The following is a 20,747-nucleotide window of genomic DNA, read 5'->3' on the forward strand; positions in this document are numbered from 1 at the left end:
GGGGGGGGGGTTGGAAGGGTTTAATCGAAAGAATGTGTCAATGGAGCTGCTCTCTTTTGCGAGTTGCCAATAAAGAGCCGCTCTTTAGCTCAGTGTTCTTGAGTCTCTGCATTTAAACAATCTATTTAGAAGACGAACCTGAAGATGATGAATTAATAAAGTCGCGATGCGACTTCAATAGATTAATCGAATATAAAAGCACATTCTTCGTTTCTGCCAGAAGGTCAAGGAATAATATACTAATGCGTGTTCTACCTTCACCTGACTGAATACGTTTAATCTGATTTTTTCGAAGTTGCTCCAAAAAGCCAAGCAAGAAATTTTGCTTTATAGCCATGTCATTAATTAAATCAAAGCGATGCTCCTTTTCAACATGTACCAAATGATTAAAAAAAGCGGATACTTCATCCATCAACTCATGCAGATCGTCTCGTTGCGATTCAGTTAATCCTTTGTGCTGATTCTCGAAATGCTCAAAAAGAGGTTGGGTGATATTACTTAGACAGCCCACTAATTCGGTTAGGTAATCAAAAGCTTGAATAAAATACTGTCCTGAGTCGATGCCTTCCTCACTGAGTCTTGAGTAGGCATAAAACAATTGCGATTTACTATTTCTAGTGTGTTTCTGAAGCTGTTCAGCTTTATTTCGAGCTTCGTGCAATTGACGCAGATCCTGATCAACGAAACCTTGTAAACCGAGAATATAGACTTTTGAGGCCTCAAGTAAGTTACGTTTTATATGTTCGTTGCCCGACTCAACAAGAAACTCCATATTATTTACAGTGTCGGCCTGAAAATCTTCCTTAAGCAATTGTTTCTCTGCTTGCTTATTAATATAGTATTGACGCGATTTAAGTAAGACATAAAAAGTAAGTGCTGTCAGTAATATCGCTGCAATCCAGGTGCCATACCATAAGGCGTATGCTAAAATAAACGCACCAATAAATGCAATGCAAGCAGTGAAAAACCAGCCACCAATGATGGATAGTACTCCAGATACACGATAAACGGCACTTTCCCTACCCCATGCCTGATCGGCTAATGATGTGCCCATAGCCACCATGAATACCACAAATGTAGTTGACAGTGGGAAACGCATGTAAGTACCAATTGAAATTAATATGCTGGCTACAACAAGGTTTACTGAGGCGCGAACCGTATCGAAATAAACAACGCCATCTATGGTTCCAGGACCTTCTACAGCCTCGCTACGACTGTATCGTTTATCAAGGGCTTTAACCATGCGCGACGGTAATATCGATATAACTGTATTATGAACTTGCAAAAAATTTCGAACAATAATTCTAGATAGGTAGGATGGTTCAAAGCGTTCATACCCCACAGATTGTCTGCCCAGATATACTTCCGTTTCGGTAACGCCTCTTGCTTTCTTCGAATAGAATAAGGTAAGGATCATAATAACACCTGATAGAGCAAAGATGATCATATACACCACATCCATAAATGTATTTTTCTCAAGTATATTACGACTTAAAAAATCCATCCCAAAGGTTTCAGGCATTGTACTTCCAGATGCTAAAAATATTTTAAAACTCTCAAAAGCCGCCAGTGGAATTCCAATGAAATTAACCAGATCATTAGCCGCAAATGATAAGGCCAGTGCAAATGTGCCTACAAAAACAACAATTCGAGGAATATCAATATCAAAAGATAAGCCTAGGAATAGAAAAATAAAAGTACTGAAGGCGAATACTCCCATCAATAGTTCTGGCAAGTAATCTTGTACTATTCTGAACCAAGCATCATCCGCAAATACACTTCCTCCCAAAGCTTTTTTTGCTATCATAAAAACAATGGATGTAATGGCCAAGCCGCCAACAATGGCAAATAATATTTTAAACCGTCGCGTATAATTAAAGGTAAATACTATCCGAGTCATGAACTGGACTATCATGCCCACAATGAAAGCCAGAAAGATAGATAAGAGGATGCCGGCCAATATAACAAAAGCCCGATCTGAGTTAATGAGATGTTCAACCTCAATACCATCCAAACGCGCTTGTCCTTTCTTGATAAGTGTAAGTGCCATAGCACCACCTAAAAGTTCAAATACCACCGCAACAGTTGTTGAGGTGGGAAAGCCTAAAGTATTGAACCCATCAATGAGGAGAATATCGGTAAGCATTACGGCCAAAAATACGACCATCAGTTCGGTAAAAGTAAAACTAGACGGATAGATAACCCCATTACGTGCCACCTCCATCATGCCAACGGATAAAAACACGCCAAATATTAAACCACTCGCCGCAACCCAGTATACAATACGCTGTTTAGCTGCGCGCGAACCAATAGCAGCATTTAAAAAATTAACAGCATCGTTTGACACCCCAACTGTGAGGTCAATAATGGCTAATAAACCAAGAAGAATTACGGCAACCCAAATGAAAGTCATTATTTGCTTTTATTTCTGCTCAAAGATATAATCGAATACATGTGCTAAGATAAAACCAAATGTTAACATTTGGTTATCATCTCTCCAAATGTTTGAATAAAAATGGTATTTTTTACGTTTAAAATATTGATAGATGAAGACTTAACATTGGCTTAACATCATTTATTACTCAAGATTCATGAATTGTGTATGCGTTTTTAGTTTAACTTTGTTGTGATCGATTTATAGATATTACTAATTTAACTTTTAGTTTATTCAATCGCTCTTAATTAACACATGATTTACCTCGAAGGTTAGCGGTGTTGTTAAAGATTATAATTAATGAAGTCACAAGAACCACAAAAAATAACAGGATTTATTGCGTTGGGTTTTTTAGTGTTAGCCGGACTTTTCTTTTTGGCTAATTACTTAAGTCCAAATCTGTATTATTCGCTTGCCATATCGGTTCCATTGTTCTTTGCCCTGTCTTTCTCAATGGTAAATTTCTTTGTTAACCGTTTTATTTATTCGCGCATAAAACCCATTTATAAGTCCATTCACGACTTTAAGCCCAGCCAATTAGATGATGAAGAGAATGCTGAAGATGTTTTTTCTTCGGTGAATAAGGAGGTAGCAAGTTGGATGCAAGACAAAACGCAACAGATACAAGAGTTGCAACAAATGGAGCAGTATCGCAAGGAGTTTCTTGGAAATGTATCACATGAACTTAAAACACCAATATTTAATATACAGGGATATATTCTAACGCTCATGGACGGCGGCTTGGACGACCCCAATATTAATAGCCTATACTTGAATCGTACCGAGAAAAGTATTGATCGTATGATTAGTATTATTGACGATTTGGAGGCTATCTCTAAATTAGAAGCTGGTGAATTGGAGCTGACGTTCGAGCCATTTAATTTAATACAGCTCGTTGATGATGTTTTTGATTTGCAGGATATACGAGCAAAAGAGAAAAACATAAAGCTCAAATACGGCAAGGGTTTTGAAAGGGATATTCAGGTTATAGGAGACAAACAACGTCTGTTTCAGGTAATAAGTAACCTGGTGGTTAATTCCATTAATTACGGAAAAAAAGGTGGTAATACCAGCCTCAACTTTTACGATATGGATAATCGTGTTTTAATCGAAATTAAGGACAATGGCATTGGCATAGCTGAGGAAAATTTACCGCGTATATTTGAACGTTTTTACAGGGCCGATAAAAGCAGGAGCCGAGAACAAGGTGGTACAGGACTTGGTTTAGCTATTGTAAAACACATTATTGAAGCACATAAACAACGCATTAATGTCAGCAGTAAAATTGGTAAAGGCACCTCTTTTACTTTTACACTCGAAAAAGCCAGGTAACATTAAATTCACATAGAAATAATATACAGCTTACAGTTAATTAATACGATACCGTAGCTTCGCAGTTAAATTTTATTAATATGGATTCAACGAATTATAAGATATTATTAGTAGATGACGAACCTGATATTTTGGAGTTTGTCTCTTACAATCTGAGGCGCGAAAATTACACTGTTTTAACCGCTCAGAATGGACAAGAAGCATTGAAAATTGCACAAGCAGAATTACCTGAGTTAATTATTCTTGATGTAATGATGCCTGAGATGGACGGAATTGAAACTTGTGAAGAGTTGAAACGCATTCCTAGTTTAAAGAATTCAATTGTTGCTTTTCTAACCGCACGTGGTGAAGATTATTCTCAGATTGCTGGTTTCGACGCAGGAGCCGATGATTACATCAACAAACCAATCAAACCAAAGGTATTAATCTCGAGAGTTAAGGCTTTGCTGAAACGTTACCATCCTGATAATAGTGCAGAACCCGTTGTTAGCAATAGTGAAATCATTACCATAGGCGATTTGGTTATTGATCGTGAGCGTTATAATATTCACCTTGCTGGTGAGGAAATGATTCTACCAAAAAAGGAATTTGAGTTGCTTTTATTGTTGGTTTCAAAACCCGAAAAGGTGTTTACGCGCGATGAAATATACAGTGCTGTTTGGGGCGATAACATCATTGTTGGCGACAGAACTATCGACGTGCACATTCGAAAATTACGCGAAAAGATAGGCCAGGATCATATCAGAACAATAAAAGGAGTAGGTTATAAGTTTGTGGTATAGATGATTAGGTCTTAATAAGAAAAGTGTTTAATTTTTCTGTTTAATAAAAATTTGACAGACAAGCCATAATTATTACTTTTATCATGTATTAATTTATGAATGCTGTATGCCTATGCATACAGACTCAAACTATAATGTATGAATAAGTTCGTAAGTGTTATAATGATTGTGCTTGTTGCTTTTGCGTTTCACGCATGTAAGGACAAACCAACACAAAAGGTGCAAAAACCAAAAACAACTGTTGTTAAAAAAACGGTTAAGAAAGATACCGCAGCTATTGATTCTCTTAAAAAGGTAGCTGAAGCTAAAAAAGTTGTAAAAAAGGTTGAAGCACCCAAACCGCCAAATAAGTATTTTTTAATTGCAGGAAGCTTTCAAAGTCGTCGTAATGCCGATATTTTTAAAGCGCGATTAGAGAAAGAAGGCTATACTTCTTCTGTAATTGAAAGGCGAACAGGCCCGAATACTGATTTTTACAAAGTATCTTATAAAGGTTTTCACGATCGAAAGTTAGCCTATGCCGAATTACGAAAAGCACGTAATTCTGAAGGCCGAGATAACGTTTGGTTATTGGTGAAAAAATAAGGTCACTCAAAGATATTCATAAAAAAAAGGAAGCTAATGCTTCCTTTTTTTATGCAAATACATCTTCCATACTGTTAAGCTTACTAATCAGCTCTGTTTTAAAACCTAATTTTTGAGCAGCCTCAATATTAGCTGGCGAATCGTCCAGAAAAAGAGTAGTTTCCGGATTTAGACCTGTGGCCTCAATAACTTTCTCAAAACAGAGTGCTTCTGGTTTACTACATCCAAGTTCGTATGAATAATAGACTTCGGTAAATAATTCTTCGATGGATTCATATCCCGATACCATGTGAATAAAATGGCGACGGTGTATGGCATTGGTGTTGCTCAACAAATAAACCGGATTTTTCCTTTTTAACTCTTCCAATATTTTAATTCGTTCTTTGGGAAAACGCACCAGCATTTGATTCCAGGCATTTATAATTGATGAGCTAGTCTGTTTCTTATCCGAAAGGCTTGCTACTCGATTTACAAACTCATCCTCGTTAACATCTCCCCTTTCGAGCAATTTAAAAATGCCATCATGATGACTTTGACTTATTTCTTTGCCTAAGTTTTGATACCCAAGTTTCGAAAAAGCTTCAATGGTTAGCTGTGGATCAATATCGATTATCACACCTCCCAAATCAAATAAGAAACAGTTTATACCTTCAATATTTCGTGTCATTTCAGTTCATTATTTAGACCTTAAAAATACATGCATCGATTGAATAATAAGGCACTTTGAAGGCAACAATTTTTTAAAGTCTCAAATTCGATGAAATACATTATCTTTGCAAGGATTTTTGTCTTGATTAAAGATAAAAAAATGGGAAAGCGGGCTATAGAAACCTGCAATTCTTAAACATTATTCTAAAAACAGAAGAGTAGAATGAGTACGTTGGAACTTAGCGAACAGGAGATTATTAGACGTAACAGTTTAGAGGAGCTAAACAAACTGGGTATTAACGCATATCCGGCAGCAGAATATAAAACCACGCACTTCTCAAGTGAAATAAAACAGGAATTTGATCCTGAAAAAAACAACTTGCAAGAGGTAACTATTGCTGGACGTATCATGAGTCGTCGTATTATGGGTAAGGCTTCATTTGCTGAGATCCAAGATGCTGAAGGACGTATTCAGATATACATCAACCGCGATGATCTTTGCCCTGGTGAGGACAAAACATTATACAATACCGTATTCAAGAAATTATTGGATATTGGTGATATTGTTGGTTTGAAGGGATATGTATTTGTGACTAAAGTTGGCGAAACCAGTCTTCATGTTAAGGAACTAACCATTCTAAGTAAGTCACTTAAACCTCTTCCTATTGTTAAGGAGAAAGATGGTAAAACTTACGATGCATTCACTGATTCGGAATTGCGTTACCGTCAGCGTTATGTTGATTTAATTGTAAATCCACAGGTAAAGGAAGTATTTGAAAAACGTCGTACGATTATTAAAACAATGCGTGAGATGTTTGATAATGCAGGTTACCTTGAGGTTGAAACACCAATATTACAGCCGATACCTGGAGGTGCTGCGGCACGTCCGTTTATCACACATCACAATGCATTGGATATTCCTTTGTACATGCGTATTGCTAACGAGCTTTATCTAAAGCGTCTTATCGTTGGTGGATATGATGGTGTATATGAATTTGCAAAAGATTTCCGTAACGAAGGAATGGATCGTACGCACAATCCTGAGTTTACGGTTATGGAGATTTATGTGGCCTATAAGGATTACAACTGGATGATGGAATTTACCGAAACCATGCTGGAAAAGGTGGCTATGGCTTTACATGGACAAACTAAGGTAATGATTGGCGAAAATGAGGTTGACTTTAAGGCACCTTACCGTCGATTAAGCATGATTGATGCCATTAAGGAACATACTGGGATTGATATCACAGGTATGGATGTTGCTGGCCTTCGTAAAGTTTGTGATGATTTAAATATTGAAGTAGATGACACCTTTGGTAAGGGTAAAATGATCGACGAGATATTTGGTGAGAAGTGTGAAGGTCACATGATTCAGCCAACTTTCATTACCGACTATCCTGTTGAAATGTCACCACTGTGTAAGAAACATCGTGATAATCCTGAGTTAACCGAACGTTTTGAGTTAATGGTGAATGGAAAAGAATTGTGTAATGCTTATACTGAGCTTAACGATCCAATTGATCAGCTAGAACGTTTCCAGGAGCAAATGAAACTTTCGGAAAATGGTGATGACGAGGCCATGTTTATCGACATGGATTTTGTACGTGCATTGGAGTACGGTATGCCACCTACATCAGGTATGGGAATTGGTATCGATCGCCTTACCATGTTTATGACAGGTCAGGATTCCATTCAGGATGTACTGTTTTTCCCTCAGATGCGTCCAGAGAAAAAAGCGCAGGTTGATTCTGACGAGCTATTTGTTGAGCTGGGAATAGCTACGGAATGGGTTGAAGTTGTACGTAAAGCAGGTTACAAAACCATTGCTGCATTGAAAGAAGCTAAACCAGGAAAATTATTTCAGGATATCTGCGGATTAAACAAGAAACACAAGTTAGGCCTAAGCAATCCATCACAGGATGATGTTAAAAATTGGTTAGCCTAAAACATTAAAGAATAATTTAATAGAACAAAAAGGACTTTCTGTCTTTTTTGTTCTATTTTTATAATATAAACAAGAAGAAGAAAACGTATGGATGAATCATCAAGAGTAGGTATTATTGGTAGCGGTAGTTGGGCAACTGCAATCGCTAAAATACTCTTAAACAATGTTGCATCCATTAATTGGTATTTTCGCGATAAATCGCACATTGCGGACTTTAAAAAATTTAAGCACAACCCAAATTACCTAACGAGTGTTGAGTTTAATACCGATAATATTTACCTGTCAGATGATATAAATGAGGTTGTTCAACAATCCGACATCTTGATACTTGCAATTCCATCAGCCTTTCTTAAGTCAGCTCTTTCAAGCTTAACAGAACCATTACAGGATAAATTTATTGTTTCTGCTATTAAAGGCTTGGTGCCAGATGAGAACCTTATCATAGGCCAATACTTTCATAAATTATACGACGTTCCAACCGAATCAATTGGGGTTATTAGTGGCCCTTGTCACGCTGAGGAGGTTGCTCTTGAGCGCTTGTCATATCTAACCATCGCTTGTCAGGATGTAAAACGAGCACGTTCATTTGCTTCTTTCCTGTCTTGCCCGTACATAATGACAACCATCTCTGATGATATTTACGGAACTGAATATGCTGCGGTATTAAAAAATATTATGGCCGTTGCATCGGGTATCTGTCACGGTTTGGGTTACGGCGATAATTTTCAGGCAGTACTAATTTCTAACGGAATTCAGGAGATAAAACGTTTTGTTGATACGGTGCATCCAATAACGCGCGATATCAAAAGTTCTGCTTACCTTGGCGATTTATTAGTGACAGCCTATTCGCAATTTAGCCGTAACCGTATGTTTGGTACCATGGTAGGTAAAGGTTACTCTGTGAAGTATGCACAGATGGAAATGCTAATGATAGCCGAAGGATACTATGCTGTAAAGAGTATTCACGAAATCAATGATAAGTATAAGGTGAATATGCCAATCACCGAAGCAGTTTACAATATTATTTACGAACGTATTTCTCCATCTATTGAAGTGCGACTTTTGACAGAGCATTTACGCTAGTAAAACAGACCGATTTTTTCGGAAGTAAAACCTAAATAATGAATTAAATTATAATTCATTAACAATACCTTTCCAAAACTAACAAGCTAATAGTTATCTTTGCATAATTAAATGAGATGGCATGTTAATCAGCGATCTTATTTACAAACTTGTACACACCAAAAATTAGATAATAGCATGTTACCGAGTATTAATCCAACCAAGACAAATGCCTGGAAAGAATTAGAGGCCTATTTTGCCGAGTTCGATGGCACAGAAATGAAAGATCTATTTGCTAAGGATAGCAAAAGATTCGACAAGTTTTCAATAAAATTTGAAGATATTCTACTTGATTATTCAAAGAATAGATTGGATGATAAAGTAATGCAACTTTTACTTCAACTCGCTGAAGAATGTGGTTTAAAAGATGCCATTGAAAGCCAGTTTAAGGGTGATAAAATTAATGTTACTGAAGATCGTTCAGTATTGCATATTGCTCTGCGTAATCGCAGTAATACACCAATTATGGTGGATGGCAAAGATGTAATGCCTGATGTTAATGCCGTATTGGATCAGATGAAATCATTTTCTGATAAAGTTACTGCAGGAGAATGGAAAGGTTATAGTGGAAAAGTCATTACAGATATCGTTAATATTGGTATTGGTGGTTCTGATTTGGGACCATTAATGGTAACCGAAGCCTTAAAACCGTACCAAAAAGAAAATATAAACCTGCACTTTGTTTCAAATGTAGATGGCACTCATATAGCTGAAACGCTTAAAAAGGTTGATGCAGAGACAACACTATTTATTATTGCCTCAAAAACATTTACGACTCAGGAAACAATGACCAATGCTAATTCGGCTAAGTCATGGTTTTTAGAGTCAGCCAAAGATGAGAAGTTTGTGGCTAATCACTTTGTGGCACTATCAACAAATGCTGATGCTGTAGCTGCTTTTGGTATTGATACTGCCAACATGTTTGCTTTCTGGAACTGGGTTGGCGGCCGTTATTCATTATGGTCGGCCATTGGTTTAAGTATCGCTTGTGGTATTGGCTTTGATAATTACGTGGAGTTATTAGAAGGTGCACATGCCATGGATAATCACTTTAAGAATAGTGATTTTGATAAGAACATGCCTGTTATATTAGCTATGATAGGTATTTGGTACAATAACTTCTATGGAGCCGAAACAGAAGCTATTTTACCATACGATCAGTACATGCATCGTTTCTCAGCTTACTTCCAACAAGGAAACATGGAGAGTAATGGTAAATACGTTGATCGTAATGGTGACAAAGTAGATTACCAAACTGGTCCTATTTTATGGGGAGAGCCAGGAACCAATGGACAGCATGCTTTCTATCAATTGATTCACCAAGGTACTAAATTGATACCTTGCGATTTTATGGCTACAGCCAAAAGTCATAATCCATTAAGTGACCATCACCCAAAGTTGTTGGCTAACTTTTTTGCCCAAACTGAGGCAATGATGGTTGGTAAAACGGCTGAGCAAGTCACTGCTGAATTTAAAGCAGCAGGAAAGTCAGACCAAGAGATTAAAGCTTTATTACCATACAAAGTATTCTTGGGTAATATTCCTACCAATTCATTTTTGATGAAAGAGCTAAACCCACGTACTTTGGGTGCACTGATAGCCATGTATGAGCAAAAGATATTTGTGCAAGGCATTATCTGGAATGTATATAGCTTTGACCAATGGGGAGTTGAGTTAGGTAAGCAGTTAGCTAACGCAATATTACCTGAGTTGGTAAGCGATGATGAGGTAACAGCCCACGACGCATCAACCAATGGCTTGGTTAATGCATACAAAGCAATGAAAAAGTAAGTGTTAACACTTGTCTTAAGGTGTTTAGTCAAAATACAAACATGAAAGCCTTCGGATTATTTTTATCTGTAGGCTTTTTTTGTAAATTGATACACCAGACATTAACAGTGAACAAGCGTTTCTTGAAACGAAGTACCATTATTTAAGCCCATTTTATGACTTTAATTCGCTGGCAAAGTGCTTTTAGTGTTAATGTAAAAGAGATTGATGATCAACATAAACACCTTGTTAATCTTCTTAATCGTTTGCACGATGATTTAATTTCTAATAATAATGCAGATGTTGGAGAAGTAGTGAACGAATTGATTGACTACACACTCATTCATTTTAAGACAGAAGAAAAATATCTCAAACAGCATAATTATCCCAATCGACGTATTCACCAAGAGGAGCATGAAGCGTTTGCAAAGAAGATGTTGGATTTCAAGAAAGAATTTGAAGCAGGTAAAATAGGTTTGTCAGTTGAGTTACTCGACTATCTTCGAGATTGGTTAACCGATCATATTATGGGCAGTGATCAAAGCTACGCCGCATTCCTAATGGAAAACAGGATTAATTAGCTTTTTCTCAATTTATAAATTCTTTAAGTAGGATAAGCTACCATTTGCTTATCCTATCTGACTAATATCTGTTAATCGTTCAAGATCAAGAATTTCTATAGAATCAGAATTAACAGCTATCAAACCATCTTCTTTAAATTTGGTTAAGATTCGTGTGGTACTTTCTACTGACATACTTGCTATCTCAGCTAAATCTTTTCGAGTTAACTGCAATGGAAACTTATCTAATTTATAGATTCGTTGTGCCAAGCAAAGTAATACATCGGCCAAGCGTCCATATGTCTGTTTCTTAGTTAGGCAGAAAAAACGACCATTAATTATTACTGAATTCTCAGCCAACATACTTATAATCTTACCAGCAAACTTAGCATTACTTGTTATTAAACTTTTAAATGCATTTATGTCAATCAGTTTAATTGCTGAATCCATATAGGTTTGAGCACTATACGGAAATACTGCATTACCGTCAAATAAAGCAGGAAGACCTATAATATTTACTGCAGGTAATATTTTAAGAACTAAAGAATCATTAGCATTCTCCAGGTATATTTTAGCCAAACCTTCTTTTAATACCATGATGTGAGACGCAAATGATCCTTGTTTACAGATGGTTTCACCTCGTTTATATTCTACCTCAACACTATTTTCATCGATAAAAGCGATTTCTTCTTCCGTTAACTCATCGAAACAGCATAGAGGATTTTCTCCCACAGAGCAACCATTAAAGACAACTGGCTTTGGCATAGTACTACATTTTTAGGTTGTTACGTCAAACATACGAAATATATCAATAAAAAGATTGATATGTATCAATTTAGATACGTTCTATTACGGATCGGATACTGTTTTGTTGCATGCTCATTTGTTTAGAGAAAAATTTCTTCAAATATATATTTGTAGCAAATCTAAAAGTATTATGAAAAAATTCTCTAATTCAGCAACAGCCATCCTAGTCAGTCTGCTACTTCCCATTGCAGTACTGTATATTACGGTTAAGGTTGCCGCCTTTAAAGGAGAACCTGAGAAGGTTGAAGTCAAATTAAAGTCAGAGCATATCTCATCTGTCGATCATTCGCAATTTGAAATTTTGCAACAAGATTTTGCAACTCCCCACGATGTAACGGCTGCGTGCTTGTCATGCCATACTGGTCGTGATGAAGAGGTGATGGCTACAGCACATTGGAAATGGGAACGTGAAGTTGAAATACCAGGTAAGGGTAAAGTAAGCATCGGAAAGAAAAACCTACTTAATAACTTTTGTACTGGCGCCAATGGTAATAATGGTTCGTGCATGCGTTGTCATATTGGTTTAGGTTGGAAAGACAAAACCTTTGATTTTTCGGATAATCTAAACATCGACTGTTTGGTTTGTCATGATCAAACAGATACCTATTTCAAACAAAAGGGACAAGCAGGACTACCAGCCACCGAAGAGACAGCAAATGCTGCTTACCAAGTGCCCGATTATCCTTATGTGGCGCAAAACGTTGGTTTGCCAAAGAAGAACAACTGTGGAATCTGCCATTTCTACGGAGGTGGAGGTAATAATGTGAAACATGGAGACTTGGAGGAAGCTTTATTGTCGTGTTCGAAGCACGTTGATGTGCACATGACCAACGAAGGACCAGACATGGCTTGTATCGATTGTCACACAACAGAAAGACATAATATAAAAGGTAAACTGTATTCGGTTTCCTCAATGAATGAAAACCGTATTGATTGCGATCAGTGCCATACAGCTACCCCGCATAATGATGCTGTATTGGATCAGCACTTCGAAAAATTAGCCTGTCAAACATGTCATATTCCTGAATATGCCAAGGCCAATGCCACCAAAATGTATTGGGATTGGTCATCGGCAGGAATGCTTGATGACGCCGGTCATGGCTATTCTGAAGACGATGCGGATGGCAATCACAACTATTTATCCATCAAAGGCAATTTTGTTTGGGATGATAATGTGAAGCCTGAATATTACTGGTTTAATGGTACGGCCGATCATTTCCTGACGACAGATACCATCAGCGAAATTCCGGTTAAAATTAATGAGTTGTTTGGTGAATATCGCGATTCAACAGCGAAGATATGGCCTGTTAAGGTACATCGTGGTAAACAAATTTACGATGTGGATCATAACACCTTAATAAATTTGAAATTATGGGCAGCTGAAAAAGGTGAAGGTGCCTACTGGAAAGACTTTGATTGGGATACAGCTTCTCGCTTGGGCATGGAGTACAACGATCGCCCTTACAGTGGTAACTACGATTTTGTAGCATCCGAAGCCTATTGGCCAATTAACCATATGGTATCACCTAAAGAAGAAACCTTAACATGTACCGAATGTCACTCACGAGAAGGCCGTTTGGATAATCTGAAGGATTTCTATTTACCGGGTCGCGATTACTCAAAACCGGTTGACTATGCAGGTGTTGGTCTGATTATTTTAACTCTTGTAGGAATTTTCGCTCATTTCCTTGGGCGTGTAGTTGCCTTCTTTAAAAACAAATAAGATGGAAAAAGTAAAAATATATAGCCGCTTTGAGCGCTTCTGGCACTGGACACAAATGGTGTTGATTTTATTACTGGGTATTACTGGTTTTGAAATTCATGGATCGTTCGAAGTATTTGGTTTCGAAACATCGGTACGCTTACATTCTGCATCGGGTTGGGCATTTTTAGTGTTAACCATTTTTGCCGCTTTCTGGATGATAGTAACGGGTCAGAGTCGTCAGTTTATGCCAGTTCGCAATAATGTAAAATCGCAGATCATGTATTACATGTCGGGTATTTTCAAAAACGAACCTCATCCTGTACCCAAAACAGCAGAATCTAAATTAAATCCATTACAACGAATCGTTTATTTTGGTTTAATCATTTTGGTTTTTCCGGTTCAGTTAATCACTGGCTTCTTGTACCTGTTTTTTCATTATCCCGAAAAACCATTTGCACTTGAAAGTCTTGAGACTGTGGCTGTACTGCATACCTTAGGCGCATTCTTATTAGTAGTATTTGTTATCGTGCATTTATACCTGATAACAACGGGTCATACAATTAGCTCTAACCTAAAAGCTATGATTACTGGTTATGAGGATCTAGAACATTCAGAAAATAAGTAAACTACATATCATGAAAAAAATATTCACATTATACATTGTCGCACTTTTGTTAGTAGCGTGTAATAATCAAGCAACAGATCTTACGGTTGATCAAATGGTAGAGCAGGCTGTTGAGGTGGTAAAAACAACTCAGCCCGATGAGTTAATGAAGATAATGGAGACCGAAGAAATTTTTACTGTCATTGATGTACGCCAAAAAGATGAGTTTTATTATGGCTACATCCCTGGAGCCGTCAATATTCCAAGAGGTAGTATTGAATTTAGTATTAACAATGCCACCTTCTGGGAGAATGAAGGACTGTACATGCCAAATACTGATGAGCTAATAATTTTAGTTTGTAAAAAAGGAAAACGTTCTATTTTGGCCGGTCACACATTACAGCGAATGGGGTATAGCAATGTACGAGTCCTTAAAGAGGGCTGGAAAAGTTGGGAGATGGCCTATCCTGATTATTGCGAAAAGAACCTTGAAATGTTAGCAGGTGGCCCTGCCAAACACGATGATGGAGGAGGTTGCTAAATAAGATCATAATCAAATAACATATTTTATATCCAAGAGTCGTAGTACTAGTCAGTTAATCAATTGAATTTGATTGATAATAGGCGCCGTACTATGAAAACATTAAATCTTTAAATTCAATTAACATGAAAAATCTAAGAAATTATTTAATGATGGTACTTGTACTAAGTACAGTATTGTTTACTAGTTGTAAGGATGATGGTGATGATGTAGAAGTAAGTCACTTTAGTTTAATGACTGAACATATGGTGTCTGCTAGTTTGGATTTACCAAATATTATTGGTTCTGGTGACACAAAGTTTGTTACCGCTGCTCCAGCTACCGAGGCTGAAATAACAAACTGGGCTGCAGGCTGGCACATTATGGATATACGAGGGGCAAATGATTTTGCAACAGGCCATATCACAGGTGCAAAGAATGTACCTTTCACAGGTATTCTTGATGAAGCGGCTGTAGCAACAAAACCTATTTTGATTGTATGTTATTCCGGTCAGTCAGCTTGTTATGCCACCTCTTTATTACGCTTGGCTGGTTACGGAAGTACTAAAGCCCTTAAATGGGGAATGAGCGGATGGAACTCTGCTTCAGCAAACCACAACAGTGGATGGAATAATGGTGTTGGCGATCATGTAGATGGTAATGCTAATTGGGTATCAACAGCTGCCCCAAGTAATGTTACTTTTAATCACCCGTCATTTAGTGCAACTGCCGTTGATGGACCTTCAATTCTTCGTGAGCGCGTAGCAGCAGTAATAGCAGCAGGATTTAAAGGTGTAGCCGGAACAACTGTACTGGCTAACCCAGATGAATACCACATTAATAATTATTTCAACGAAACGGACTATTCAGAATTTGGGCATATGAATGGTGCATTCCGTATTCAACCATTAACTGTGGCTAATGATGAAATTAAATATTTAAGCAATGAAGACAAGGTAGTTACCTATTGTTATACAGGTCAAACTTCAGCCGTTATTTCTGCCTATTTAAATGTATTAGGATACGATGCTGTAAGTATGAAAAACGGTATGAATGGTATAAATAATCACAGTACAGTTTGGACCACAGGAGCAAACGCAAGTGGTAATGCAAAAAACCAATGGAAAGACACTAAACCAATGGAGTATCCAACAATACCATAGTTTTTAATTCATAACAGGGTAGCTAATGCTACCCTGTATTTCTTTCTCAAAAAATACTATTATGAAGAAATATAGTCTAATTATAGCTGCCATGTTATTGATGGCTCCAGTCATTACCTTTTCGCAAGGATGTGAAGAGCCCAGCGAGGACTCAACGGATGGTGCACCAAAAGTGATTGGTTTTATTCAGCCCCAATATGAACATCATTTCACCGACCCTAAAGCCAGTACATTTAAATTTATGCGCGCCCGATTAGGTGTAACAGGCAAGATCCCTTATGATTTCACTTATTACGTAATGGCAGAATTTAGTTCTTTTGTGAGTTCTGATGGTAATCCTTTTTTATTGGATGCCTTTATCTCCTATCGTCGATTCGAATTGGCGAAAATGTCAGTGGGTTCGTTTAAGCAACCATTTGGACTGGAAGTGAATACTTCTTGTTCTGGACTACATACCGTAATGCGTTCAAAGGTATCCGACCAATTGGTTAGTCCTCAACGCGACATGGGTTTTATGGTATTCGGAGGAACAAATGAATCTCTCCTTAAGTATCAATTTGCCATTATGAATGGTACCGGTCTTGGCGTTAAAGATAATAATGCAAAAAAGGATTTTATCGGTCGTCTTACTATTAAACCACTTGACTTTTTGAGAGTTGGTGGTAGTTTCCGTTATGGGCATCCCTTAACTGACGACAAAGACAGAACTTCCTTTGCTGCAGAAATTGAAATTAATAAGGGTAATTTCTTATTCCAAGGTGAATATATAATTGACGAAGGTGACTACAATACAGCTGCTGGTGGAGGTTGTGGATCAGAACCTGTTGTATTAGGCGAAAAGCGCGAAGGTTACTGGATGCATGCTATGTACATGACGAACTACATGATTCAACCTGTTGTTAAATTCGAAATGTTTGACAAGGATACAAATACGGATAAAGATGAAGAGTACATAACCACCTTTGGTGTAAACTATTTCTTTAACGATTGGACACGCTTGCAACTTAACTATCAATACAAAGCTGAAAAAGCCAGTGAAATTGACAACGATGCAATATTGATGCAACTGCAAGTTAAATTTTAAAAAAGAAAAACTGAAAGTATGAAGAAGATAAGTTTGATGTTAGCCATGCTTTTATATGTCGCTTCAGGCATCATGGCACAAGGAGATTTTATTTCAGTTAAAGAATTATCAGGAAAAATAAATGATTCGAAGTGCATTATAATAGATGCGCGTAAAAAAACTGAATATCAAAAAGTACATATACGTAATGCTATCAGTGTTCCGGTTGAAGTAATTTCAACTAAAACACCAATTGATGGTATCTTAAAAAGTGACGCCGAAGTTGCCAAAGTTCTCGGCACACATGGTGTAGATATCAATAAGGAATTGATATTGTATTGTAACAAAGGAAGCAATGCTGGCAGGATGTATTGGGTGCTAAAAATGATGGGAGCTAAAGATGTTAAGCTGCTTGATGGTAACCTCGATGCGTGGAAAGCCGCACGTAAGCCGGTAACTCGTAATCCTAAGATGGCTAAAAAGTGTAAGGTTGAAGCTACTTGGGATAAGTCAACATATTTGACTCAAGCTAATGTTAAAGCCCAAATGGGTAATGATAAAGTCGTTTTGGTTGATGCACGTGCAGATGCTTATTTCAATGGAACAGATCCGAAAAGTAAGGGTCATATACCTGGTGCAATTAGTATCAATTCGGATTTAATGCGTGATGAGAAAGGATTAATAAAAAGTACTGAAGAGCTGAAGAAGTTATTTGCTTCAAAAGGCGTCACAAAAGATAAAGAGGTGATTTTATATTGCCAAACAAGTACACGTGCTGGATTACTCTATGCTATCCTCACAACCACTCTTGGATACACAAATGTGAAAGTTTATGATGGAGCTTATAATGAATGGGTAACTAATAGTAAACTAGAAGCATAGTTACTTAATCAGTTCGTGATGATGTAAGAGGCATTTATCAATATTGGTAAATGCCTCTTATTGATTTTATACAAAAGCACCATAAAGCGTTAAAGCTGCAATTAGCAGCCAAAAGATCCATTGAAACATTTTTAGTAGAGCACCAGGTATTTTAGAGCGTAGCGCTGTAACTATTTGAACAATTCCAAAAAATAAATAATTGTAGGCAATGAACGACAGTACTAGGGTTGGATCAAACATGCATTTTTCACCCTGAATTCCAATCATAATTAGGATCCATGAAGATAATACCATGTAAACTGAAATATAATGAAAAACGGTTTGCATTACTTTCTTCGGTAAGAGTTCCATGTCAGAATTTAAGAGGGGTCTTAAATATAATTTACGACCAACAGTAAAGTGACCAATAGTAGCCATAGCGCCAATAATACCAGCAATAAGTACAGGGATGTTCATAGTATTGAATTTAGATGAAGAATAAATGTAAAAGATTTAAGCTCAATATTCAATTATTAGTTCGAATCTTTATGTGTTGAAATAGTGATCAGTATGGAGGTCTTTCTTAATTAATGTGATTTTAATTAAGAAAATATCGTGCTTGCCTTTTGATAATAGCAAATTCCTTTCTATTTTTGCATCCGCTGAAAAGGTAATTATACCTTAAAAAGCCGGGCCTATAGCTCAGTTGGTTAGAGCACCTGACTCATAATCAGGGGGTCCCTGGTTCAAGCCCAGGTGGGCCCACCCTCTGAAAGAAGCACTTACATCATTTATCGAGGTAAGTGCTTTTTTATTTCGCACACAATTTACTACACATTCCGTTTTTCTGTTATTTAATTGGGCAGAATGTTCTTCGATTTTAAGTCATATCATCCTTACTTCAGGATTGCTACATGTTATTCAACACTTCGGATTATTTCGCTTTTTCTATATTTGTTGCACAATGTGATCTCAAATAAATTCAAATATGAAAACAATTACTTCTCTCCTATTCTTACTTATGCTATTGCTTGGCAGTAAGACTAATGCTTGTACAAGTTATCTTGTCACTAAAGGCGCTTCTGTTGATGGTTCAAATATGATATCGTACGCAGGTGATTCACACATTCGTTACGGACAATTATATTTTCATCCACGTGCTCAATGGCCTGATGGTTCAATGCAAACAATTTTTGATCGTAGCTCGAATAAGCCGTTAGGTCAAATTCCTTATCCGGCCGAAACATATCAGGTTATTGGTTTTATGAATGAACATCAGGTATCTATCGGAGAAAGTACCTTTGGTGGCCGAAAAGAATTGCGCGATACGACTGGAATTATCGATTGGGGAAGTATTATGTTTTTGGGGCTTCAGCGTGCTAAAACTGCTCGAGAGGCTATAAAAGTAATGGTTGAGTTAGTTGATGAGTTCGGCTATTTTAGTTCTGGCGAATCTTATTCCATTGCCGATGCTAATGAAGTATGGATTTTGGAGTTGATCAGCAAAGGCATGGATTTAAAAACGGATAGAAAAACGAAGAAACTATACAATGCAAATAAGGGCGCTGTATGGGTGGCACGACGCATACCCGATGGATACATCAGTGCCCATGCTAATCAAGCACGTATTACAACATTTCCAAAAGCAGATGGTGTAAAATCGATTAGTTCTGCTCACCTTGATCAAATATTTAATCCGGAAATTGAGGTGGTTTATGCTCATGATGTGATCAGTTTTGCAAAGCAAAAAGGGTATTACAAAGGAAATGGTTCGAATTTCAGCTTTTCTGATGCCTACGCACCGCTCGATTTTGGAGCTGCTCGTTTCTGCGAGCTAAGAGTATGGGCTATGTTCGATCAGGTTAATGATGATATGAAGCAGTATTGGGATTATGCCACAGGTAAAACTAAAGAACCACGAATGCCTCTTTGGGTTAAACCTAATCGAAAACTTAAACCACGTGACTTAATGGCATTCTTTGGCAATCACTTACAAGGAACAGAACTAGATATTAGCAAAGATGCAGGTGCCGGGCAACAGGGGCTTCCTTATCGCTGGCGACCTTTAACCTGGCAATATGAAGGTAAAACTTATTTTAATGAGCGCACAACAGCAACTCAGCAAACGGCCTTTTCGTGGGTGGCCCAAATGCGAGATTGGCTACCTAATGCAATAGGTGGTATCTTTTGGTATGGATTAGATGATGCAAACCTTTCATTGCATGTGCCATTTTATACCGGGATGACCCATGTTCCACATTCTCATGCCGAAGGTAACGGTGATATATTAACTTATTCTGAAACATCTGCTTTCTGGGCCTTCCAAAGGGTATCTCATTTTGTCTATTTGTTTTATGATCGTGCTATTGAGGATATTCGCTTGAAACAAAAAGAGTATGGAGACAAATTTGAAGCATCAATTCCCGCAATTGATGTGGCAGCCAAAATGCTGTATGATAAAAATCCAGAATTAGCTGCAGAATTTTTAACTACTTTTTCGCACAGCGCAGCCTCTAATGTTGTGGACGATTGGAAAAAGCTGAGTAATTTTCTTCTTGTAAAATATCTCGATGGAAATGTGAAACACGAAAAAGGAGGAAAGTTCATTGATAATGGATGGGATTACCCCATTGATCCTGGTCATCCGAATTATTCTGACCAGTGGAAGAAAATAATAATTGAAGATACTGAGGATAAACTTTTGATGCCAGAGATTAATTAATAAGATTGTACAACATATAAGATTAAGCAAAGAGGGTGTCCAAAAAGTAAAAATCACAATCTAGGTTACTTTTAATTTGTAATCAAATATCCTTTTTTACTACCCCTAAATCCCCTGAAGGGGA

At 37.3% G+C, this 20,747-nt stretch carries 18 protein-coding genes and 1 tRNA gene; 15 read left to right on the forward strand and 4 right to left on the reverse strand.

Annotated features, from left to right (window positions below):
- Positions 1-121: 121 nt before the first annotated feature.
- Entirely contained in the window at positions 122-2,413 is a 2,292-nt protein-coding gene (locus ACRD7B_RS21210) for an inorganic phosphate transporter (RefSeq protein WP_430826669.1), read from the reverse strand.
- A gap of 321 nt (positions 2,414-2,734) precedes the next feature.
- On the opposite strand from ACRD7B_RS21210, the gene ACRD7B_RS21215 reads away from it, so the two are divergent.
- The 3 genes from ACRD7B_RS21215 (at position 2,735) to ACRD7B_RS21225 (ending at position 5,133) form a co-directional block, all read left to right on the forward strand.
- Positions 2,735-3,766, forward strand: coding sequence for a sensor histidine kinase (locus tag ACRD7B_RS21215; RefSeq protein ID WP_430826670.1), 1,032 nt, complete (start codon positions 2,735-2,737; stop codon positions 3,764-3,766).
- An 80-nt stretch (positions 3,767-3,846) separates the two neighbouring features.
- Positions 3,847-4,548, forward strand: coding sequence for a response regulator transcription factor (locus tag ACRD7B_RS21220; protein WP_430826671.1), 702 nt, complete (start codon positions 3,847-3,849; stop codon positions 4,546-4,548).
- A 138-nt stretch (positions 4,549-4,686) separates the two neighbouring features.
- A complete protein-coding gene (locus ACRD7B_RS21225) occupies positions 4,687-5,133 on the forward strand; it encodes an SPOR domain-containing protein (RefSeq protein ID WP_430826672.1) in 447 nt (148 codons plus the stop codon).
- 49 nt (positions 5,134-5,182) lie between these two features.
- Here ACRD7B_RS21225 and ACRD7B_RS21230 read toward each other — a convergent pair whose 3' ends face one another.
- Entirely contained in the window at positions 5,183-5,800 is a 618-nt protein-coding gene (locus ACRD7B_RS21230; RefSeq protein ID WP_430826673.1) for an HAD family hydrolase, read from the reverse strand.
- A 204-nt stretch (positions 5,801-6,004) separates the two neighbouring features.
- On the opposite strand from ACRD7B_RS21230, the gene lysS reads away from it, so the two are divergent.
- From lysS to ACRD7B_RS21250, 4 genes are all read left to right on the forward strand, one after another.
- The gene (gene lysS / locus ACRD7B_RS21235; protein WP_430826674.1) at positions 6,005-7,726 is read left to right on the forward strand and encodes a lysine--tRNA ligase; all 1,722 of its coding nucleotides are present in this window, start codon (positions 6,005-6,007) and stop codon (positions 7,724-7,726) included.
- A gap of 87 nt (positions 7,727-7,813) precedes the next feature.
- Positions 7,814-8,809, forward strand: coding sequence for an NAD(P)H-dependent glycerol-3-phosphate dehydrogenase (locus tag ACRD7B_RS21240; RefSeq protein ID WP_430826675.1), 996 nt, complete (start codon positions 7,814-7,816; stop codon positions 8,807-8,809).
- Between the two features lie 177 nt (positions 8,810-8,986).
- The gene (gene pgi, locus ACRD7B_RS21245) at positions 8,987-10,639 is read left to right on the forward strand and encodes a glucose-6-phosphate isomerase (protein ID WP_430826676.1); all 1,653 of its coding nucleotides are present in this window, start codon (positions 8,987-8,989) and stop codon (positions 10,637-10,639) included.
- Between the two features lie 155 nt (positions 10,640-10,794).
- A complete protein-coding gene (locus tag ACRD7B_RS21250) occupies positions 10,795-11,199 on the forward strand; it encodes a bacteriohemerythrin (RefSeq protein ID WP_430826677.1) in 405 nt (134 codons plus the stop codon).
- A gap of 48 nt (positions 11,200-11,247) precedes the next feature.
- Here ACRD7B_RS21250 and ACRD7B_RS21255 read toward each other — a convergent pair whose 3' ends face one another.
- Positions 11,248-11,943, reverse strand: coding sequence for a Crp/Fnr family transcriptional regulator (locus ACRD7B_RS21255; protein WP_430826678.1), 696 nt, complete (start codon positions 11,941-11,943; stop codon positions 11,248-11,250).
- A gap of 172 nt (positions 11,944-12,115) precedes the next feature.
- On the opposite strand from ACRD7B_RS21255, the gene ACRD7B_RS21260 reads away from it, so the two are divergent.
- The 6 genes from ACRD7B_RS21260 to ACRD7B_RS21285 all read left to right on the forward strand — a co-directional run bounded on the left by ACRD7B_RS21260 (position 12,116) and on the right by ACRD7B_RS21285 (position 17,922).
- Positions 12,116-13,708 (forward strand): tetrathionate reductase family octaheme c-type cytochrome, encoded by a 1,593-nt coding sequence (locus ACRD7B_RS21260; protein WP_430826679.1) that lies wholly within the window; start codon positions 12,116-12,118, stop codon positions 13,706-13,708.
- Position 13,709: 1 nt separating this feature from the next.
- A complete protein-coding gene (locus tag ACRD7B_RS21265) occupies positions 13,710-14,315 on the forward strand; it encodes a cytochrome b/b6 domain-containing protein (RefSeq protein ID WP_430826680.1) in 606 nt (201 codons plus the stop codon).
- A gap of 10 nt (positions 14,316-14,325) precedes the next feature.
- Entirely contained in the window at positions 14,326-14,835 is a 510-nt protein-coding gene (locus ACRD7B_RS21270; RefSeq protein ID WP_430826681.1) for a rhodanese-like domain-containing protein, read from the forward strand.
- A gap of 125 nt (positions 14,836-14,960) precedes the next feature.
- Entirely contained in the window at positions 14,961-15,977 is a 1,017-nt protein-coding gene (locus ACRD7B_RS21275; RefSeq protein ID WP_430826682.1) for a rhodanese-like domain-containing protein, read from the forward strand.
- 61 nt (positions 15,978-16,038) lie between these two features.
- Positions 16,039-17,061 carry a porin gene (locus tag ACRD7B_RS21280; protein ID WP_430826683.1) on the forward strand — a complete coding sequence of 341 codons (1,023 nt, stop codon included), beginning with the start codon at positions 16,039-16,041 and terminating at the stop codon, positions 17,059-17,061.
- Positions 17,062-17,079: 18 nt separating this feature from the next.
- Positions 17,080-17,922: a sulfurtransferase gene (locus ACRD7B_RS21285; RefSeq protein WP_430826684.1), complete on the forward strand. Its 843-nt coding sequence runs from the start codon at positions 17,080-17,082 to the stop codon at positions 17,920-17,922.
- A gap of 66 nt (positions 17,923-17,988) precedes the next feature.
- On the opposite strand, the gene ACRD7B_RS21290 is transcribed toward ACRD7B_RS21285, so the two are convergent.
- The gene (locus ACRD7B_RS21290; RefSeq protein ID WP_430826685.1) at positions 17,989-18,378 is read right to left on the reverse strand and encodes a hypothetical protein; all 390 of its coding nucleotides are present in this window, start codon (positions 18,376-18,378) and stop codon (positions 17,989-17,991) included.
- 214 nt (positions 18,379-18,592) lie between these two features.
- Here ACRD7B_RS21290 and ACRD7B_RS21295 point away from each other — a divergent pair.
- Positions 18,593-18,666: transfer RNA gene (locus ACRD7B_RS21295), tRNA-Ile, on the forward strand.
- 223 nt (positions 18,667-18,889) lie between these two features.
- Complete coding sequence (locus tag ACRD7B_RS21300) at positions 18,890-20,623, forward strand: dipeptidase (protein WP_430826686.1); 1,734 nt, start codon at positions 18,890-18,892, stop codon at positions 20,621-20,623.
- The last annotated feature ends 124 nt before the right edge of the window (positions 20,624-20,747 follow it).

The organism is Carboxylicivirga fragile (genome assembly GCF_050589805.1).
GTDB lineage: Bacteria > Bacteroidota > Bacteroidia > Bacteroidales > Marinilabiliaceae > Carboxylicivirga > Carboxylicivirga fragile.